Origin of the sequence: Nocardia sp. AB354 (assembly GCF_049538315.1) — a bacterium.
Classification (GTDB): domain Bacteria; phylum Actinomycetota; class Actinomycetes; order Mycobacteriales; family Mycobacteriaceae; genus Nocardia; species Nocardia nova.
In genome coordinates, this window is sequence record NZ_JBMVFU010000005.1 from 21,061 (window position 1) to 39,569 (window position 18,509).

General features: G+C 69.4%; 21 protein-coding genes. 11 read left to right on the forward strand and 10 right to left on the reverse strand.

Annotated elements, in window-relative coordinates; all coding sequences use genetic code 11:
• Positions 1 to 59: 59 nt before the first annotated feature.
• The 5 genes from ACPCUW_RS08895 to ACPCUW_RS08915 form a co-directional block, all read right to left on the reverse strand.
• Positions 60 to 1,217: an AMP-binding protein gene (locus tag ACPCUW_RS08895; protein ID WP_423424278.1), complete on the reverse strand. Its 1,158-nt coding sequence runs from the start codon at positions 1,215 to 1,217 to the stop codon at positions 60 to 62.
• 620 nt (positions 1,218 to 1,837) lie between these two features.
• Positions 1,838 to 2,617, reverse strand: coding sequence for a metallophosphoesterase family protein (locus ACPCUW_RS08900; protein WP_423424491.1), 780 nt, complete (start codon positions 2,615 to 2,617; stop codon positions 1,838 to 1,840).
• Positions 2,618 to 2,646: 29 nt separating this feature from the next.
• The gene (locus ACPCUW_RS08905; RefSeq protein WP_063015570.1) at positions 2,647 to 3,471 is read right to left on the reverse strand and encodes a BON domain-containing protein; all 825 of its coding nucleotides are present in this window, start codon (positions 3,469 to 3,471) and stop codon (positions 2,647 to 2,649) included.
• Between the two features lie 32 nt (positions 3,472 to 3,503).
• On the reverse strand, positions 3,504 to 3,992 hold the full coding sequence (locus tag ACPCUW_RS08910) for a hypothetical protein (protein ID WP_423424279.1): 489 nt from the start codon (positions 3,990 to 3,992) through the stop codon (positions 3,504 to 3,506).
• Positions 3,989 to 6,415, reverse strand: coding sequence for a molybdopterin oxidoreductase family protein (locus tag ACPCUW_RS08915; protein WP_423424280.1), 2,427 nt, complete (start codon positions 6,413 to 6,415; stop codon positions 3,989 to 3,991). Before ACPCUW_RS08915 ends, ACPCUW_RS08910 begins: the two co-directional genes overlap by 4 nt.
• A gap of 177 nt (positions 6,416 to 6,592) precedes the next feature.
• Here ACPCUW_RS08915 and ACPCUW_RS08920 point away from each other — a divergent pair, with 177 nt between their 5' ends.
• A complete protein-coding gene (locus ACPCUW_RS08920; protein WP_063015568.1) occupies positions 6,593 to 7,117 on the forward strand; it encodes a DUF4383 domain-containing protein in 525 nt (174 codons plus the stop codon).
• An 8-nt stretch (positions 7,118 to 7,125) separates the two neighbouring features.
• On the opposite strand, the gene ACPCUW_RS08925 is transcribed toward ACPCUW_RS08920, so the two are convergent.
• A complete protein-coding gene (locus tag ACPCUW_RS08925; RefSeq protein WP_423424281.1) occupies positions 7,126 to 7,965 on the reverse strand; it encodes an SDR family oxidoreductase in 840 nt (279 codons plus the stop codon).
• Between the two features lie 101 nt (positions 7,966 to 8,066).
• The gene (locus ACPCUW_RS08930) at positions 8,067 to 8,615 is read right to left on the reverse strand and encodes a TetR family transcriptional regulator (protein ID WP_030513844.1); all 549 of its coding nucleotides are present in this window, start codon (positions 8,613 to 8,615) and stop codon (positions 8,067 to 8,069) included.
• An 82-nt stretch (positions 8,616 to 8,697) separates the two neighbouring features.
• On the opposite strand from ACPCUW_RS08930, the gene ACPCUW_RS08935 reads away from it, so the two are divergent.
• The 7 genes from ACPCUW_RS08935 (at position 8,698) to ACPCUW_RS08965 (ending at position 13,954) form a co-directional block, all read left to right on the forward strand.
• On the forward strand, positions 8,698 to 9,165 hold the full coding sequence (locus ACPCUW_RS08935) for a DUF4334 domain-containing protein (protein WP_030513843.1): 468 nt from the start codon (positions 8,698 to 8,700) through the stop codon (positions 9,163 to 9,165).
• Positions 9,166 to 9,168: 3 nt separating this feature from the next.
• Positions 9,169 to 10,260, forward strand: a complete 1,092-nt coding sequence (locus tag ACPCUW_RS08940) for an NAD(P)-dependent alcohol dehydrogenase (RefSeq protein ID WP_423424282.1) — start codon at positions 9,169 to 9,171, stop codon at positions 10,258 to 10,260.
• A gap of 113 nt (positions 10,261 to 10,373) precedes the next feature.
• A complete protein-coding gene (locus tag ACPCUW_RS08945; RefSeq protein WP_423424283.1) occupies positions 10,374 to 10,835 on the forward strand; it encodes an SRPBCC family protein in 462 nt (153 codons plus the stop codon).
• Positions 10,836 to 10,844: 9 nt separating this feature from the next.
• The gene (locus ACPCUW_RS08950; protein ID WP_423424284.1) at positions 10,845 to 12,479 is read left to right on the forward strand and encodes a phytoene desaturase family protein; all 1,635 of its coding nucleotides are present in this window, start codon (positions 10,845 to 10,847) and stop codon (positions 12,477 to 12,479) included.
• A 16-nt stretch (positions 12,480 to 12,495) separates the two neighbouring features.
• Entirely contained in the window at positions 12,496 to 12,933 is a 438-nt protein-coding gene (locus tag ACPCUW_RS08955; protein WP_423424285.1) for a hypothetical protein, read from the forward strand.
• Positions 12,930 to 13,454, forward strand: coding sequence for a DUF4142 domain-containing protein (locus ACPCUW_RS08960; protein ID WP_146098665.1), 525 nt, complete (start codon positions 12,930 to 12,932; stop codon positions 13,452 to 13,454). The genes ACPCUW_RS08955 and ACPCUW_RS08960 overlap by 4 nt, the downstream gene beginning before the upstream one ends.
• Entirely contained in the window at positions 13,454 to 13,954 is a 501-nt protein-coding gene (locus ACPCUW_RS08965) for an SRPBCC family protein (protein WP_082857147.1), read from the forward strand. Before ACPCUW_RS08960 ends, ACPCUW_RS08965 begins: the two co-directional genes overlap by 1 nt.
• A 27-nt stretch (positions 13,955 to 13,981) precedes the next feature.
• Here the strand turns inward: ACPCUW_RS08965 and ACPCUW_RS08970 are convergent, their stop codons facing one another.
• Both ACPCUW_RS08970 and ACPCUW_RS08975 read right to left on the reverse strand, forming a co-directional pair.
• On the reverse strand, positions 13,982 to 15,046 hold the full coding sequence (locus ACPCUW_RS08970; RefSeq protein WP_423424286.1) for an NAD-dependent epimerase/dehydratase family protein: 1,065 nt from the start codon (positions 15,044 to 15,046) through the stop codon (positions 13,982 to 13,984).
• Positions 15,047 to 15,058: 12 nt separating this feature from the next.
• Positions 15,059 to 16,165 carry a glutamate--cysteine ligase 2 gene (locus tag ACPCUW_RS08975; protein ID WP_423424287.1) on the reverse strand — a complete coding sequence of 369 codons (1,107 nt, stop codon included), beginning with the start codon at positions 16,163 to 16,165 and terminating at the stop codon, positions 15,059 to 15,061.
• 113 nt (positions 16,166 to 16,278) lie between these two features.
• Here ACPCUW_RS08975 and ACPCUW_RS08980 point away from each other — a divergent pair, with 113 nt between their 5' ends.
• Positions 16,279 to 17,349 carry a Vms1/Ankzf1 family peptidyl-tRNA hydrolase gene (locus ACPCUW_RS08980; protein WP_423424288.1) on the forward strand — a complete coding sequence of 357 codons (1,071 nt, stop codon included), beginning with the start codon at positions 16,279 to 16,281 and terminating at the stop codon, positions 17,347 to 17,349.
• Positions 17,350 to 17,368: 19 nt separating this feature from the next.
• Entirely contained in the window at positions 17,369 to 17,575 is a 207-nt protein-coding gene (locus ACPCUW_RS08985) for a hypothetical protein (RefSeq protein WP_423424289.1), read from the forward strand.
• 363 nt (positions 17,576 to 17,938) lie between these two features.
• Here the strand turns inward: ACPCUW_RS08985 and ACPCUW_RS08990 are convergent, their stop codons facing one another.
• Complete coding sequence (locus ACPCUW_RS08990) at positions 17,939 to 18,169, reverse strand: DUF6480 family protein (RefSeq protein WP_030513833.1); 231 nt, start codon at positions 18,167 to 18,169, stop codon at positions 17,939 to 17,941.
• Positions 18,170 to 18,360: 191 nt separating this feature from the next.
• Here ACPCUW_RS08990 and ACPCUW_RS08995 point away from each other — a divergent pair, with 191 nt between their 5' ends.
• Complete coding sequence (locus ACPCUW_RS08995) at positions 18,361 to 18,507, forward strand: SDR family NAD(P)-dependent oxidoreductase (protein WP_082857141.1); 147 nt, start codon at positions 18,361 to 18,363, stop codon at positions 18,505 to 18,507.
• Positions 18,508 to 18,509 lie beyond the last annotated feature (2 nt).

Here is an 18,509-nt window from a genome sequence, read left to right on the forward strand (position 1 = left end):
GTGTATCGCCCGCGCGACGACGGCATCACCCGGCGCGGATGAACTACGGCCGCCGCCGGTCAGCCGGCGTCGACGACCGACGCGGGCAGGCCGGCCAGGCTGCGGCTGAGATAGCTGCCGTCGCCGGTGAGGCAGCGTTCGAATTCGACCGGATCGTTGAGGTAGGTCGTCGCCAGGGATTTGGTGTGCACGTGCGCGTACTGTTCGCCGTCGGTGGAGCGGGCCTCCATGCGGACCCCGGACAGCAGATGGACACCGGACTCCCCGTCCGCGGCGTCGAAGCCGTATGCGACCGGACCGGTTTCGTCCAGGCCGTAGCAGATGGTGATCGGCCCTGATACCGCCCGCACCCGTGCTGCCACCGAGGACGCGACCGAATGCGGGGACAGCCGCAGGCGGATCCGGCGCAGTGCCGCGGCGACATCGGCCGACAGATCCTCCCGGGTGCCCTGCACCATGGCCTGATAGACGGCGGGTTCGGCCACCAGGACCGTCGGCGATTCCGCGGCCAGGTGACGATGAATGTTGCCCGGCGCGTGGGTTCCGGCCGGCAATACCAGATCGGCGCCGGCGACGAGGTTGGCGACGGTGGCGGTGTGAAATCCGAAGCGCCCGAACAGGCCTGCGAAACACAGCGTCCGATCGGATTCCCGCAGTTTGCTCGCACCGACCCAGGCGGTGGCGGCGTTGAGGACCGCGGTCGCGGAGTATTCGAGACAGACCAGCCGCCGCGACGGCGCGGAGGCGACGCGGCACAGTTCGGTGTCGCGGTGCAGGGCCGGGCGGTCGCCGTCGAAATCGGTGCGCTGCGCCCAGGATCGCTCGTCGAGCCGGATTCCGCCGGCCTGCCCGGAGGCGACGACGGCGTCGATTCCGCACTCCTCGATCAGCTCCCGCATCGCGGTGAGCGGCAGTGCCGGATTGGCGAGCACCGGAATGTCGCCGCGGGCGAGCAGCGAGAGCATCGTCGAAATGTATCCGGGTGAATTCCCGAGGGCCACAAGGACTCTCGCCCGCGGACGGCGCAACACCGTATCGAATCGCGCGGCCTTGTCCGAGACCTCGGCGAGCAGGTCGCCGAAGGTCCGGCTGTCGTGCATGCTCGACACCGTCGCGTACGGACGCATCCGCATGGCGGTCGTGACCGCGCTGAACAGCAGCGCGGGTCTACCGGCACCGGTCGCGATATCCCTGCCCCGATATCCTCGAATATTCACCGATGCAGAATTTATTGTCATCGAATACCAATCTTTGTTCCCCCTTGTCCGATATCTACCGCATTCCTCCCCGCAGTACACGCTCGCACCCGATCACATGTGGACACAGGCAGCGACACATCGCCTGCGAAGGAAAACGTCACATGTACGCCACCGGGATGCGGACACATTAGCCAGAACAACAACAATGCGCAACCGCGCGCATTGTTACGTGATTTACGGACACATTTACGGATGCAAGCACATTTGCACAGTCGAATGTACGTGAGTTTGTGCGTGCGGCGGCCCGCTCGTCGATCTTCATCAGGTGTGGTCCGGCGAGCTCAGCGGTACTGCGAAACCCTCCGCGGCAGCAGCCTTCCCACCGGGCTCCGGGGTGCGTCGTGGCCGGTGCCCGAACGGGACCGCCTCCACCTTCCCGGGCCGGGCGGCCGCGCGAATTCGCCTCGCGATCGCCCGGAACAATCCTTCCCCGCATCGGCGGGAAGGGAATTCCTGCCGCTCGGGCGGCAGTTGCCCGCACCCGCCGATGAGTATTCTCCACAAATGATTCCGCAGCCCGGAGGGAATTGCCAGAAGTTCGGCGGCACTTCCCAACCGGATAACACCGCAATTGCTCGTCAAGCCGGAGTCCGCGCGGCCTCGGCCGACTCGGCCGGCACACCGGACGTCGCCGCCCGCTCCGGTACCTCCAGATCGTAGACCGTGTACGCCGCGCGGATCACCGGCTGGGCCACATTGCGCACCCGCACCCCACCCGGTGTGGTGCCGCGCTCGTATCCGGCGTGGGCGTGCCCGTGGATCGCCAGATCGGCGCCGCCGCAGGTGTCGATCGCCTCACCGAGCAGATACGAGCCCAGGAACGGATAGATTTCGGGCGGCTCGCCGTGCAGGGTGTCCCCGCAGGGTGAATAGTGGGTGAGCGCGACCTTCACATCGGTGTCCAGCCGGCACAGTGCGACGTGCAGCGCGTCGGCGAGATCGACGGTGTAGGAGGCGAATTCGCGCATGATCCGCTCGCCGAAGACGCTCGCGCACTTTCCGGCGAAGCCGCCGCCGAATCCCTTCGTGCCCGCGACGCCCAGCGAGTGAGGCCCCACGGTCACCGTGGTGGAGGCCCCTTCCAGGACCCGGATCCCGTGATCGCACAGCAGGGCCGTGATGTCGTCCTGCCGATCGGAATGGTGATCGTGGTTGCCGAGCACCGCGATCACGGGCACACCGGGGTCCCCCAGTTCGGTCGCGACCACCCGCGCCTCGTCGAGAGTGCCGTGCCGGGTGAGATCGCCGCCGACCAGCAGGACGTCGGCCTCCTCGGGCAGTCGTTCCAATGCGGGGCGCAGGGTCCCCTGCGATTCCGCGCCGAGGTGGATATCGGCCACCGCCGCGATGCGTACCACCCCGTCCGTCGTCCGTTCGGCGCCCGTCATCAGCTCAGCCGTTCGTGATCGACGGTGGGCGCCTGCGTGGAGGTAACCCGAATATCGTTGTGAATGCGCAGTTTCGGCGCGTGCTCGCGCACGATGTCCTCCAGATCGCTGCGCTGCTGTTCGCTGCCGACCTCCCCGCACAGCACCACCACGGCGCCGCGGATGGTCACCTGCACGCCGAGTTCGGCGGTGCGCGGGTCCTCCGCGAAAGCCCGCCGCAGATTCGCGACCAGATATTGCGGCAACACCTCGTCGCCCGAGTCCTGAGCCATGACCTCACCTCCGATTCCGAGATCCTCGATCAGCGCCAGAAACGCCCGCGCGTACGGCGACACCGCGGTTTCTTCCCGCGCGCGCCGCCAGTCGACCTGTTCCCGCAGATCCCGGGCGATCGCCAGCAACCGCGTGAAGTCGAGCCGGTGCGGGTCGAGGACCATCAATTTGTCCACCATCAGATCGGTGCCACTGAGCACCGGAGCCGCCGCCGGGCCGATCCGCATCCAGGTCGCCCGGCCCAGCAGATCGTCGTCGACGTTGCGGTAGTTGGGCCGGAAGATCAAGTCCACCAGCGTATTTCCGTCGTACACCTTGGTCAGCCAGTCCTCGGGCGGGTCGACGGCGTGCAGCCCGGATGCGGTCAGGATGTCGCGGGCGCGACCGGCGTCGACGGGTTTGACGTAGATGTCGACATCGTGGTCGCTCGCGGGACCACCGCGCGCGTAGACCGCACAACCGCCGCCGACCGCGAAGTCGATCTCGTGGGCCAGCAGCGCGTTCACCACCTTGGTGAGCGTGTGGAGCAACTGCTCTATCGAGGCAGTCATAGCGGGCGCATACCCGCCGTGGGCAGCGGTATTCACGGCGTCGCGACGGCCTGCGGCGCGGTCTCCTTGATCTTGGCGTTGGCCCAGCGCATTTGCCGCAACGTCTCCGGATGGCAGTCGGAGGCCAGTTCCAGCAGTTCTCTGTCTCGCCCCGCCTGTGCCGCCTGCGCCAGGATTTCCCAGTTCACCGAGACCACCGCGGCGTGGCTGTGAATCTCGCGCAGATCGCGCAGCAACAGCAGGGCGGGCGCATGGCGGCGCCCCACCAGGGTGCCGAGAGCCCTCCGGACCGATTCCACCGATCCGGCGGCCGTCACCGGCGAAGGGTCCAGATGCAGACCGCGGTCTTCCCCGACGGCGGCCAGTTTGCGGCGATGGTCGTCGGTCCAGACCAGCAGGTCCCGGCACACGTGGTGGACCTCGTGATCGGTGCGGTGCCGGTCGGCGGTGCGGATCAGCAGCTTTCCCAGATGGGTCTCGCTGCGGTGTATCTCGGCGAGCGTGGCGTCCAGGTCGTTCATCGCGCACTCCGCTCCAGTTCGACCGCCGGTGTGGTGACACGTTCGGATCGCCGGGCGGGCCGGACGAGTTCCACAGCGGCGGCGCCGGACTTGAACAGCGGTTGTTTCGAGACCGGATCCCACTCGGTGGGGGTGAGCTCGTTGGCGGCGGTGCCGTCCTTACCGGCGGGGCGATCCCCGGCCGCGGTATCCCAATAGCCGTAGTGGAACGGAAGGAAGACCACGCCGGAGCGGATGGCGCCGGTGCGCAGCCGGGCCGTCACCTGCCCGCGCGCGGTGCGGATGCGCAGCAGGTCGCCGTCGTCCCATCCCTCCCGCCGGGCGTCCTCGGCCGCCATCTCCACCCACACCTGCGGCGCGGCGGCCTGCAGTTGCGGCGCGCGGCCGGTCTTGGTGCGGGTGTGGAAGTGGTAGAGCGTACGACCGGTGATCAGCGCATACGGATAGTCCTCGCTCGGCGTCTCGTGCCGCGGCAGGTACTGCGCCGCCTTGATCACGGCGCGGCCCTCCGGGTTCAGCGCGCGATACTCGGTCGGCTCCAGCGGAGCACCGGTGATCAGGTCGCGACCGTAGGTTTCGCAATCCTGCGGCGCCGCACGGAATGTCGCGTCGGCGTACAACCGCTCGGTGCCGTCCGGATGCTCCTCGGTGCACGGCCATTGAATGCCACCGCGCGCGCGAAGTTTCGCGTAGGTCATGGCCGAGTAGTCGCACAGGCGCCCCGCGCTGCACCGCTTCCACTGCTCGAACACCTCCTCCGGCGTCCGCCACGGCAGCAGCGGTGCGCCGTCGGCGTCGCGCAGATCCAGGCGGCGGGCGTAGTCGAGGAAGATGTCCAGGTCGGGCCGGGCGTCCCCGGGCGGCTCGACGGCCTTCTCCGACAGGTGCACGGTGCGGTCGGCATTGGTGAAGGTGCCGGTCTTCTCACCCCAGGTCGCCGCGGGCAGCACCACATCCGCCAGTTGCGCTGTCTCGGAAAGGAAGATGTCCTGCACGACGAGAAAAAGCCGCCGCTGCGACAGCAGGGCGCGAACGCGCGCGAGTTCGGGCAGCGACACCGCCGGATTGGTGCCGTTGACGTAGAGGAAGCGGATCGACCCGTCCTCGACGAAGCGCAGGATCTGCATGAGATGCGTCGGCGCGCTGAAGTGCGGTATGCGTTGCGGGTCGACATTCCACAGCCGGGCCAGTTCTTCGACGTGAGAATCGTTGGCCCAGTTGCGAAATCCTGGCAGATCGCCGTCGGCCCCGCATTCCCGGGTGTTCTGCGCGGTGGGCTGGCCGTTCATCTGCAGGACGCCGCAGCCGGGCCGGCCGAGCATGCCGCGAATCAGGTGAATGTTGTTGACCTGCACCGCGGCCGCGGTGGCCTGATGGGATTGGTAGAAGCCCTGCAACACGGTCGACAGCACCCGCTCGCCCGTGCCGATGATCCGCGCCGCGGCCCGCAGATCGGCCTCCGGCACATCACAGACCTGTGCCGCGCGTTCGGGCGTGCAGTCGGCGACCTGTTTGCGCAGTTCGTCGAATCCGACCGTATGCGCGTCGATGTAGTCGCGGTCGATCCAGTCGTTGCGGATCAGCTCGTGCAACAGCGCGTTCATCACCATCACATTGGTGCCCGGGCGGGGCGCCAGATGGACGGTGGCCGCGCGCGCCACCTGCGTGGTGCGCGGATCGACGCAGACGAGGGCGGGCGGGTTAGGGCCGCGCAGGCGATCGAGCATGCGCGCCCACAGCACGGTCTGGGTTTCGGCGACGTTGTGGCCGTAGAGCGCGATCACGTCGGCGTGGTCGACGTCGGCGTAACTGCCGGGCTGCCCGTCGGATCCGAAGGATTCCTTCAACGCCTCACCGGCGGTGGCGGTGCACAGCCGGGTGTTGCCGTCGAGATGATTGGTGCCGATGCCGCCCCGGGCCAGGACGGTCAGCGCGTAGTACTCCTCCAGGAACAACTGCCCGGTGGTGTAGAAGCCGATCGAGCCCGGCCCGCGCTCGCCCAGCAGCTCGCGGGTCCGCTCGGCCACCATCGACACGGCTGTGTCCCAATCGGTTTCGACCAGTTTGCCGCGCCGGCGCACCAGCGGGGCCGTCAGCCGGTCGGGTGAATTGTTGGCCTGCCAGCCGAAGAGGTCCTTCGGTCCCAGCCGCCCGCGGTTGACCCGATCCCCGGCGCGGCCGCGCACTCCCACGATGCGTCCCTCGTGCACGGCGATATCCATGGCGTCGCCGTTGGAGTGCAGCACCGAGGCGGTCGGCACCCAGCGTTCCACCATGTCCTCGCGCACACCTTCGGCCAGGAACATATCCACGCGCTCCGGCCACGCCTGGCCGGGGCCGTACGGAGTTCGTGTTCCCCACGGGTGTGCGATGCGGTCGTGTTCACTCGTCCCGGCCGTATCGGTGCCGGATCGGATATGCATGGTCACCTCGGAGACGAAGAGTGGCGGACGAAGCGGACCGGTCCTGGCGATAGCCCAGGTCTGTGTGCGCCATACCCGCGCTCACCGGGTTGTAACTGCTTCGCGCTGTTTGCGGCGGTCCGGTGCGGTTACCTTCGAAAGATACGGGCGAATCGTCGGCACTCGAAGGGAGCAGCGATGGCCACCGCATCTGTACCTCGGCATCGGGCGCGGGTTTCCCCGGTGCAGGCCGCGGCCTATCTGGTCGGGGCGGCGTTCCTGGTGGTCGGGGTGCTCGGGTTCATTCCGGGCGTGACCACGAACTACGACATGCTCACCTGGAGCGGGCACCATTCCGGCGCCGAACTGTTCGGGGTGTTCCAGGTCTCGGGGCTGCACAACACCGTGCACCTGGTGTTCGGCGTCGCGGGTCTGGCGATGGGCCGCACGACGATGACCGCGCGGACCTACCTCATCGCAGGCGGTGTCGTCTATCTCGCGCTGTGGGTGTACGGACTGGTCGTGGACAAGGAGTCGACCGCGAACGTCATTCCGGTCAACACCGCGGACAACTGGCTGCATCTGGGCCTCGGCGCGGCGATGCTGCTGTTCGGCCTGTTCCTCGGCCCGGCCGACCGTCCCATCCTGTTCGAGGGCTCTCCGCAGCCGGGACGGCCGGAGTCCGCTCCGCCGCCCGGGACCGGCCACGGCCGGACCGATTGACGGGCCGATCAGAGGATCGGCCGGCCGCCGGTCACGGCGAGCCGCGCGCCGGAGATGTAGCTGCCGTCGTCGGAGGCCAGCAGCACATAGGAAGCGGCAAGCTCGGCGGGTTGCCCCGCCCGCCCGAGCGGGACGTCGTCGCCGAAGTTGCGCACCTTCTCCACCGGCATGGTGGACGGGATCAGCGGCGTCCAGATAGGACCGGGCGCCACGCTGTTGACGCGAATTCCCTTCTCCCCCAACATCTGCGCGAGACTGGCGCAGAAGTTGGCGATCGCCGCCTTGGTGGCGGCGTAGGGCGCCAGCGTCGGTGAGGGCATATCGGAGTTCACCGAGGAGCTGCCGATGATCGAGCCGCCCGCCGGCATATGCGGGACGGCCGCCTTCGCCAGATGGAACAGCGCGCCGACATTGAGCTTGAACGTGTAATCCCATTCCTCGCCGGAGATCTCGTCGAGGCTTTCGTGCGTCATCTGATACGCGGCGTTGCTGACCAGCACGTCGATCTTGCCGAATTCGGTTGCGGCGCGGTCGATGACGGCCTTGCAGTGTTCGGGATCGGAGAGGTCGCCCGGTACCGCGACCGCCTTGCGGCCCGCCTGCTCCACCAGCGCGACGACCTGTTGGGCGTCCTCGTGCTCGTCGAGGTAGGAGATCAGCACATCGGCGCCCTCGCGCGCGAAGGCGATGGCCACGGCCCGGCCGATTCCGCTGTCGGCGCCGGTGATCACCGCTGCCTTTCCGGTGAGCTTGCCCGATCCCTGATAGCTGTCCTCCCCGCAGTCCGGTCGCGGAGACATCTGCTGTTGCACCCCGGGGACCTGTTGCTGCTGCTCCGGAAAACCCATCGCGATCTCCTGTCGACGTGGCGGCGGTGGAAGCCCCGCGCTTGCGTGAAGCCTCAGCACTCGCGCTACCCGCGACCACGGCGGGCAAACCGGCGCCACGCTCAGGGGGCGATCAGCCGCCGGGCCGCGAGAACGGTGGCCGCGCGCCGGTCCTCGGCGTCGTCGTCGTGCAGGGCGTGGACCGCGGAGGTGCGGGCGAGATCGGTCAGCAGGGTCAGCAGCGTCAGCGGATGGAAGGTGCCGGTGATGACTCCGGCGCGCTGACCGCGGCGGATCTCGGCGATCTTGGGTGCGACCGCGCGGCGGATCGCCTCGTCGGCGCCCGGGATGTCGGTGCGTTCGATCTCCGCCCACGCCTGCAGGCGGGCGTTGTCGGGGTTTCGCAGATAGTGATCGAAAAGCCTGCCGACATAGGACGGCAGATCGCCCGCGTCCAGGGCGGTCTCGGCGGTGGTCTCGGTCGCCCACTGCTCGGTCACCGCCGCGTAGAGATCGTCCTTGCCGGCGAAATAGGCGTACAGGCGATCCTTGCTGGCATTGGCCGCCTCCGCGATCCGGTTGATCCGGGCTCCGGCCACGCCGTAGCGGGCGAACTCCGCCTTGGCCGCGGCGAGGATTCGCTCCCTGGTGGCATGGCCTGCTGCGCGCATGCCGCGGATCCTATCTTGCCGAACCAGCTGGTTCGGGTGTAGGTTGCCGAACCAGCTGGTTCGGGAAACTGTGGAGGAATCGATGACCGGGACGACCGAACGCTGGCGCGAGCTGGCGGCGCAATCGAGCGGGGTAACGACGGACGAGCTGGACCGGCTGTGGGCCGACCTCGCGGTGGTACGCGCCGAGGACATCCTCGGCGAATGGAAAGGCGCCGCCTTCCGCACCGGACATCCGCTGTGCCGCGCACTCGACAAGAGCGGCTGGTACGGCAAGACCTTCCATTCGACGATGGATGCCGAACCGCTGATCTGCCGCGCCGAGGACGGCACGCTGTTCTCCGATGTCGAATTGGGCGGCGGCAAGGCCACGCTGTGGAATATCGAATTCCGCGGCGAGGTCACCGCGACCATGGTCTACGACGGCCGCGCGGTGTTCGACCACTTCAAGCGCCTCGACGACAACACGCTGATGGGCATCATGAACGGCCGCCCCGAATTGGTGCTGGCCGGCGGCGAATTCTTCTACTTCCTGCTCGAGCGGGTCTGAGCCGTGCCGCTGACCACTGCCGCGCTGTCGCGTGATCCGCGGGCTCCGTTCAGCCTCGAATCCGTCGCGATCGACGAGCCGCGCGCCGACGAGATCCTGGTCCGGATCGAGGCGTCGGGCATCTGCCACACCGATCTGGTCTCCCGCGCCGCCGGCGCGTCCGACCGCCCGGTGCTGCTCGGCCACGAGGGCGCGGGTGTGGTGGAGACCGTCGGCGCCGAGGTGACGGGTGTGCGGCCCGGCGACCGGGTGGTGCTGACCTTCCGGCACTGCGGGAACTGCCGCAACTGCCGTCTCGGCCGGCTGCCGTACTGTGCGCGATCCACCGCGTTGAACCAGTTCAGCGGCCGTGCCGACCGCTCGCCCCGCATCACCGTCGACGGCACGCGCGTGCGCGACGGCTTCTTCGGGCAGTCGAGTTTCGCCGGGTACGCGCTGAGCACCGCGGACAACACGATCGTCGTCCCCGCCGACACCGATCCGGTCGTCGCCGCCGCGCTGGGCTGCGGTTTCCAGACCGGCGCGGGCGCGATCCTGAATGTGCTCGCCCCCGAACCGGATTCGCAGATCGTGATCTACGGCGCGGGTGCGGTCGGTATGGCCGGACTCCTGGCCGCGCGGACACTGCCCGGCACCACGGTGCTGGTCGTCGAACCCTCGGCCGATCGCCGTGCGCTGGCCCTCGAACTCGGCGCGGCCGCCGCGCTCGACCCGGCCGACGCCGAGACCGCCGCCACGATCGCCGAACTCACCGGCGGCGGCACCACCCATGCCCTCGACACCACCGGCCGCCCGGAGGTGCTCGCCGCGGCGGTGGCGGCCCTGGCCACCGGTGGCGCGGTGGCGGTGGTCGGCCTCGGCGTCGGCGTCCCGCAACTCGACATGCGCGAGATCGTGTTGGGCGGCAAGACCATTCACGGTTGCCTGGAGGGCGACGCCGTGCCGCAGCGGTTCATCCCGCAGTTGCTGGAGCTCTACACGGCCGGGCGGCTACCGCTCGACCGGCTGGTCCGGTCCTACCCGTCCACCGAGATCGGCACCGCCCTGGCCGACCACCACACGGGACGCGTCGTCAAACCCGTTCTGACCTGGTAACCCGCGACGCGGCGCCGCACGCACTCGGCGCCACCACCGAGTGATCCGTGTACGAGCGCGTGGCGCGGGTATGGCGTCAGCGTTGCCCACCGAGACCACGAGGAGGTCGCAGCATGACAACAGTCACCGAATCGGTCGATGTGCACGTACCGGTGACCACCGCCTACAACCAGTGGACCCAGTTCGAATCGTTCCCGCAGTTCATGCAGGGCGTGGAGCGGGTCGAGCAGCGCGACGACACGCACACCCACTGGACGGTGCACGTCGCCGGCATGACGCGCGAATTCGACGCGAAGATCACCGAGCAGCACCCCGACGAGCGGGTGTCGTGGACCACGGAGGCCGGTCCCCGGCATGCGGGCGTGATCACCTTCCATCGGCTCGACGAGGACACCACGCGCGTCACCGCCCAGATGGATATCGATCCGGACGGGTTCGTGGAGAACGTCGCCGACAAGCTCGGCATACTCGATCGCCGCGTCAAGGGTGACCTCGAGCGTTTCCGCGACTTCATCGAGGCGCGCCCACAGGAATCCGGTGCGTGGCGTGGGGACGTCGACCGGCCCCGGCCGTAGCGAGTGCCCGTGACCTCGCCCGCCCCCGGTGGTTCGACGCCGCTCGACGCCGAGCCGGTCGATGCCGTGATCATCGGCGGCGGGCACAACGGCCTGGTGAGCGCCGCGCTGCTCGCCGATCACGGCTGGGATGTGGCGGTGCTGGAAGCCCAGGACACCGCCGGGGGCGCCGTGCGCAGCGCCGAGCTGGTGCCCGGCTACCGGATGGATCTGTTCAGCGCGTTCTATCCGATGGTCGGCGCCTCACCGGCGCTGCGCGACCTCGGTCTGGACGATCACGGATTGCGGTGGAGCCGAGCGCCCATCGTGTACGGCCACCCGTCGAGCCCCGAGGATACGGATGCCGCCGTCGTGCATCCGGACGCCGAAGCCACGGCCGAGGCGCTGGCTCGGCGCGATCCCCGCGACGGCCGCACCTGGCTGCGGCTGGTCGAGCAGTGGCGGCAGGTGCGCGAACATCTGCTCGGGTCGTTCCTCGGCCCGTTCCCGCCCGTGCGCGGCACGGCCGGGTTGTGGCGCGATCTCGGCTCCGCCGAACTGTTCCGCTATCTGCGGTTCCTGATGCTGCCGGTCGGGCGGATGGTCGACGAACTGTTCCACGACGAAGCCGCCAAATTGCTGATCCTGGGCAACGCGATGCATGCCGATGTCCCGGTGGACGCCCCCGGCAGCGGTGTCTACGGCTATCTGCTGACCATGCTCGCCCAGGACGGCGGATTTCCGGTTCCGGTGGGCGGAGCCGGGGCGCTGAGTGCGGCCCTGGTCCACCGCGCCGAATCGGCGGGGGCCCGGGTGCACTGCGGCCAGCCGGTGGACCGCGTCCTCATCCGTGACGGACGCGCCGCCGGGGTGATCACCGCCGCCGGCCAGGTGGTGCGGGCACGCAAGGCCGTCATCGCCGACATCGACGCGCCGACGCTCTACACCCGGCTGCTCGCCGACGCGGATCTGCCGCAACGGCTGCGCGCGGATCTCGAACGATTCACCTGGGACGCGCCGACCGTCAAGGTGAATTACGCTCTCTCCGAACCGATTCCGTGGCGATCGAAGCAGCTTCGGGCGGCGGGCACGGTGCATCTGGGCGCCGACCGGGCGGGGCTGGCGCGGTGGACCACCGATATCGGCACCGGCGTGGTACCGCACACGCCGTTCATGCTGTTCGGTCAGATGACCACGGCCGATCCCAGCCGGTCGGCGCCCGGCACCGAATCGGCGTGGGCCTACACCCACCTGCCGCGCGGGGTCACCGACGACGCCTCGGCCGACCTGCTGGCCGAACGGGTCGACGCCGTGCTCGAGGCCTACGCCCCCGGCTTCGGCAGCCGGATTCACGCACGAATCGTGCAGCGGCCCAGCGATTTGCACGGCGCCGACGGCAATCTCGTCGGCGGCGCGGTCAACGGCGGCACTTCCCAATTGCATCAGCAGTTGGTGTTCCGCCCGGTTCCCGGGCTCGGCCGCCCCGAAACCGTGGTGCCGGGACTGTATCTGGGCTCGGCGTCGGCACATCCGGGCGGCGGCGTGCACGGCACCTGCGGCGCCAACGCCGCCCGCGCCGCCTTGGCCGATTCCCGGCCCACCGGATGGCCGCGGCGAAAGTTGTTGTCCCGCTTGCACAACGCCCTCTACGACACCGACCGCTGACCGGACAGAGACAGCTGTGGACCTGTCGAGCACCTTCGTCGGCAACGCGAAGACGCTGCTGTCCTTCGGCGAGATCACGGTGCTGACCGACCCGAACTTCCTGCACCGCAACAAGCACGCCTATCCGGGTTACGGGCTGATCTCCCGGCGGCTGCCCGCCGGGCCGAGACTGCCCTTCGGACTCACCGTCACGATGGACGGGGCGCAGGGAACCGGACTGGTGGACCTGCTGCGACTGCCGCGCGCGGTGCCGGTGCACTACGAGGACTACACCGTCTTCGCCTCCCCGCTCGGCGATTTCCGGGACCGGATGGGCCGGCGCGGCTGGGCCGACCGGATCGTGGGAGATCGCGCGCGGCGAAACCGTCGTGCTGTGAGCGCCATCGGCACGTGTACGACGCGCCGCGCTGGGCATCCGGCCTGCAAATACCCGGCGAACAGGAGCACATCATGAGATCACCGCATCGTCTGCTGGTCACCACCGCCGCCGCGATCGGCCTCGGCCTGGGCGCGACCGCGGTCGGCGCGGCCCAACCGGCCGCGTTGTCGGCACAGGACAGTGATTTTCTCGTCGCCGTCCACCAGGGGAATATGACCGAGATGCTGTCGGGGGCCGGCGCGGCGGCCATGGGTACGTGTCAGCAGGTCCGCGATCTCGGTCCCGTTCTGGTCGCCGACCACACCCGGCTGGAGGCGATGGGGGCCGCGGTCGCGATACCGAACGGCGTCGCCCTGCCGCTGATGCCGACCGCCGACCAGTCGCAGCAGATGCGCGACACGGCGATGAAGACCGGGCGCGACTACGACCTGGCCTGGCTGCACATGCAGGAAGGTTTCCACGTCCAGACGCTGCAGGCGGGCGCCACCGAGACCGCGCAGGGCAGCAGCCCGCAGGTCACGGCGCTGGCACAGAACGCCGCGCCCGTGGTTCAGCACCATCTGGACATGATTCGCGACGCGTTGGCGGTGTGCTGATGGGCGAGGTCACGATGGGAGTTCCCGGCTCGGCCGAGCAGGTGTTCGCCGTGCTGGCCGACGGCTGGTCCTACGGCCACTGGGTGGTGGGGTCCACCCATATGCGCGACGTGGACCAGGACTGGCCGCGAATCGGCTCCCGGATTCATCACAGCGTCGGCGCATGGCCGCTGATGGCTCAGCAGGCCACCCGGGTGGTGGCCGTGGACCCGCCGAACAGCATCGAACTGGAGGCGGAGTTGTGGCCGCTGGGAGTGGCATGGATCCGGCTGGCGATGACGCCGATCGATGCCGACACCACCGAGGTGAGCATGAGCGAGGAGGTGATTCGCGGGCCGGGCCGGCTCATCCCCGACGTGCTGCAGACCCTGGCCCTCAAGCCCCGCAACAAACAGTCGCTGGCGCGCCTCTGTGATCTGGTGGCGTCCCATTACGTCGACACCCGCAAGATCGATACCCCTCGGCCCGGCACCCTCGCGCCCGACAACCCCGAGCCGTAGTCGCCGGCATTCCGCAGTCACCGGCGTTCATCGCGGCCGATGGTCCGGCCGCTGATCCTGGTGCGTCGGGCGGCCCGGGCGAAACCGCATCGGCTCCGGATTCAACGGCGGGCTGCCGCCGGAGGTGTGCTCGCGCAAACCGGCGGCAAGCTCCGTCGCCACATCGACCGCGGAATGCGCCGGCCGCCAATCGAGTTCACGCCGCGCCCGCTCCGCCCGGACCAGACAGGCCCGGTCGGCCAGCTTCAGCCAGGAGGGGTGCAACGGCAGCAGTCCGATTCGCCAGCCCGCGAAGGCGGCGGCGCTCAGCACCGGGCGGGGGACGGGCAGCTGGAATCCGCCGAATATCTCGGTCAGCGTGGGTGGGGTGAGCACGGGTTCGGCGGCCAGGTCGAACGCGCCGGTGGCCCGCCGCACCAGGATGGCCCGGATCGCCGCGGCCACATCCTCGGCGTGCACGAGCTGCAGGCGAAGCCGCGGCCACAGCGGCACCGGCAACCACGGGCGCCCCACCGGAGAACGCGGCAGCCAGGGCCCGAGCAGCCAGTCGCCGAGTTCCGCGGCCGCGTCGGATTGGGCGATGCCGCACGGCCGGATCCGGGCGAGACCGACCGCCGGTCGTTCGCCGGCGAAGGCGTCCAGCCGCCGTTCCAGTTCGGCCTTGCCCTGACTGTAGGCACCGCCGGGTACGCCGTCGCGGGGCTGCTGCTCGTCGACGCGGGTCCAGCGCGGCGCGGGCGAATAGGCCGCCACCGACGACGCGACCGTCAGATGCGCCACGCCGCTGTCGGCCACCGCGCCCAGCACGTGGTCGGTGCCGATCCGGTTGGTGCGTTCCAGCGGCGGGTCGCTGCGGCGCGGATGCACCGCCCAGGCCAGGTGCACCACCGCGTCCGCCCCGTCGAAGGCCGCCGCCAGCGTGGGACGGGCCGCGGGATCTCCGATATCGCAGGCGAGCCAGCGTGCGCGCGCATACGGTTCCCGGTCGGCGAGCGGTGGCCGCCGGGCGATGGCGACGACCTCGGCGTCGGGCAACGCGCGCAACAGTGCCGTGCCGACATTGCCGCTCGCGCCCGTGATCGCGATACGCATACGCACCCTCCCCTACACCGAACAGCCGTCCGCGGTCGCCTCGGCCAGTTCGTCCACCACGTCGGCGATCGCTCCGCGGCGGCGCAGCGCGGCCGACTGCCGCCGGGCTCCGTTGCCGCGGGCCGTCACCGCGGCGATCGTCTCGGTCACGAACTGCTCCTCCTCGAGTTCCCGCAAGGCCGGGGTGACATGGTCGACGAGCCGGGCCAGCCGGATGCGGGCCGGTTCCACCCGGCCGTCCAGCGGATCGACGCCGTCGCCGTCGAGTCCTTCGCGCGCGGACTTCCAGTAGGCGGCGCGCAGGGTGGCGGCCGGTACCGCGGGCGCCCGCCGGCCGCGCCGCACCTCCGCACGGCCGACCACGGCCGCGGCACGTACCAGGCTCGCCAGCAATGCCGATTCCTCGGCCGTCACGGGAACGTCGCTGATGCGGATCTCCAGCGTCGGGAAATGCGTGGAGCGGCGAATATCCCAATAGACCATGCCGGTATCGAGGATGCTGCCGCAGGTCAGCATCATGTCGACCGCGGCGTCGTAGTCGGCGCAGGATTGGAAATACGGTGGCGGGCCGGCGCTGGGCCAGCGCCGCCACAGCACATTGCGCCAACTCGCGTATCCCGTGTCGGTGCCGCGGTAGACCGCGGAATTGGCTGTGAGCGAAAGGAATACCGGCAGCCATGGCCGCAGATGATTGCTGATCTGCACCGCGGTCTCCGGATCGTCCACCGAGACGTGCACATGGCAACCGCACAGTCCCTGTTCGTGCGCGAGCATGCCGAAATGCTCCTCGATGCGGCGGTAGCGCGGCGTATCGGTGACCGGATAGGCGTCGGGCACGGTCGGCGGCACTCCGGTCGCGAGCAGTCGGGCGGTGTTGCCGGCCGCGGCGCGCACCACGGCGGCGCGCAACTGCCGCAATTCCCGCAGCAGATCGGCCGCGCGCGTATGCACCGAACTACTGGTTTCCACCTGACAACTGGTCAGCTCCAACTGCAGATCGATACCGGCGTCGCATGCCGACCGCGCGACCTCGCAGTTCTTCGGGACCGGCGCTCCGGAAACGGGATCGACCAGCAGGAACTCCTCCTCGACCCCGAACGTCACATCGGCGGCATCCATCGGCTCACCCGCCCGGCACAGTTCATGGCTCGGAGATGCCCGGCGACCGGACCCGCAAACGCATTCCGGCGCGGATCGAGGTTTCACTCGGCGGGTGCGGGTAGCCGCCGCACGTGACCATTTCAGGACTACGAGAGTTGACCGAGCGCCCAGGGCCTTTCGCATCGGTCTACATCGAGACCGTCAGCGATACCGAGGATGCCGCGCACCAGCAGCGGCTGCGCAGCCGCGCGGTCCGCGAGACCCTGGACGAGGACGGTGCGGAAAGCGCCGTCCTCGACGCCGTCGAGCGCGGTCTGTCGGATCCACCGCCGGGGCGCGCTGGACAGGCGGTCATCGCCGACGCCGACGGTGTCCTGCTCACCGCGGCGCTGCCGGAGCCGCCCGCTCGCACCACCGTGCGACTGTCGGACATGCCGTATCTGCTGCCGCTGCTGCAGCTGCGCCCGCCCGCCGTCGCCCACGTCGTCGTGGTGGTCGACGATCGCGGCGCCGATCTGTACACGGTCGACGGCGACGGTCACCGCACCGACCGCCGGACCGAGGGGGCGCATCATCCGGAGCACAAGGTGCGCGGTGGCGGATGGTCGCATCGCTCGATGCAGAGCCGGGTCGAGGAGACGGTGCGCCGGACCATCGATGCCACCGCCGAGGAGGTGGTGCGCCTGGCCGACGGGGCCGCCGCCGGGCTGATCGTGGTGGCCGGCGAGATCAGCGCGCGCACCGCGCTGGTCGGCGCGCTGGCCTCACATCACCGGCAGGTCGTACAGCTCGACGGCTTCACCCGGCAGGCGAACGACGACCGGGCCGACCTCGACCGGCGGGTCGCCGAGGTGCTGCAGGACCGGGCGCGAGCCCGATTTCGCGACCTGGTGGACGGATACGAACAACGCCGCGCGCACGAACTCGCGGTGCAGGGCCTGCCCGGGGTCGCTGCGGCGCTCACGGAACGCAACGTCGAGACACTGCTGATCGACCCCGCCGTCATCGGCGACCGGGCCGTGCACGCCGGGCCGGATTCGACCGCGGTGCAGGCGTCGGACCTGCCCTCGGGCCACAGCAACCTCCGTCGCGCCGACGAGGCGCTGCCGCTGGCCGCGCTCGCGGCCGGCGCCGGCATCGTGACCATCGATCGAGATCCCGTTCCGCCCGACGGCGTCGCTGCCCTGCTCCGACACCGGTGATCCGCGAAAGGAGAGGACGATGGACCGAGTAAACACCAAACACGGTGCGCGCGAGGACGATCAACTGCGGCACGAACTACAGGGGACCTTTCGCGGCAACCGTTCCAGCCGCGCCGAACAGTGGCGCGATCCCGAACCACCCGCCGACGACGACCCGGAGCTCACACCCCCGCACACCACGACGCCGGAGGGCGCCGAGCACGACCGGACCGGCGAGGTCGACTGATCGCGTGCACCTCGAATCGGCGATCACTGCGCCGGTTACGGCCGAGCAGCCGGGGTACTTCTCCTGTACCGAGAACGATCCGCACGTAGCGCCCTATTCGTCAACGGCGACGGATACCCGCAATTCGGTCCCGCACAACGGAGTGCACCGGTGCGAGGCGTGCGACGGATCGTCTCTCCGGACGGGGCGGTAGTCACAGCAGGCATGGAGACTGCCGCGACGGCCGGCACCGACCTTACGGACGGTGCCGGCCGATCTCTCCGATGATGTTGTGCCAAAAGATTTTTCGTGAGGTCGTCCCATCCGAACCGGGTGGTGACGCATGCTTCGGGCTGTCGCGCCCTCCCTCAATTCGATTGAGCGTCAGGCCAGGGAGACGATCAGCGCGATCGCGACGGCGACGAACACCAGTACGATCGCCGCGACGATGACGATCAACATCGCCCCGCTGGCGGGGAAATGGTGACGGGTGCTCGGCTCGGGCGCCGAGAGGCCCGAGGTCTGTGCCGTATCCGGCGGGGTGGAACCGGGGGCTACGCCACCACCGGGTTCCAGGTCCGGAGTCTTGGCCGGGTCCGGATCCATTGCAGACATGTTCGGCGTCCTGTCCGGGGCGAAGCGCCCCTGATCGTCGTCGGCTCTCATTGCAGCCCATACCCCGCACCGGCGCGGGCAACCACGCCGGTGCGGGAAATCGGGCGAAACCTGGGCCTGTGGCGCGGCGACAGACGGCCGCGATCGCGACGCACAGGTATGTGTTCGCCCTGTCCGGGTAGGCGTGAGATATGACCGACACACCTCCCCTCGCCCTGGTGACCGGCGCGTCCAGCGGTATCGGGTTCGAGCTCGCCAGAGGATTGACCGAACGCGGTTACGAGGTGGTCATCGCCGCCGAGGACGGCCGCGTCCTCGACGCGGTGGCCTTCCGCTGATC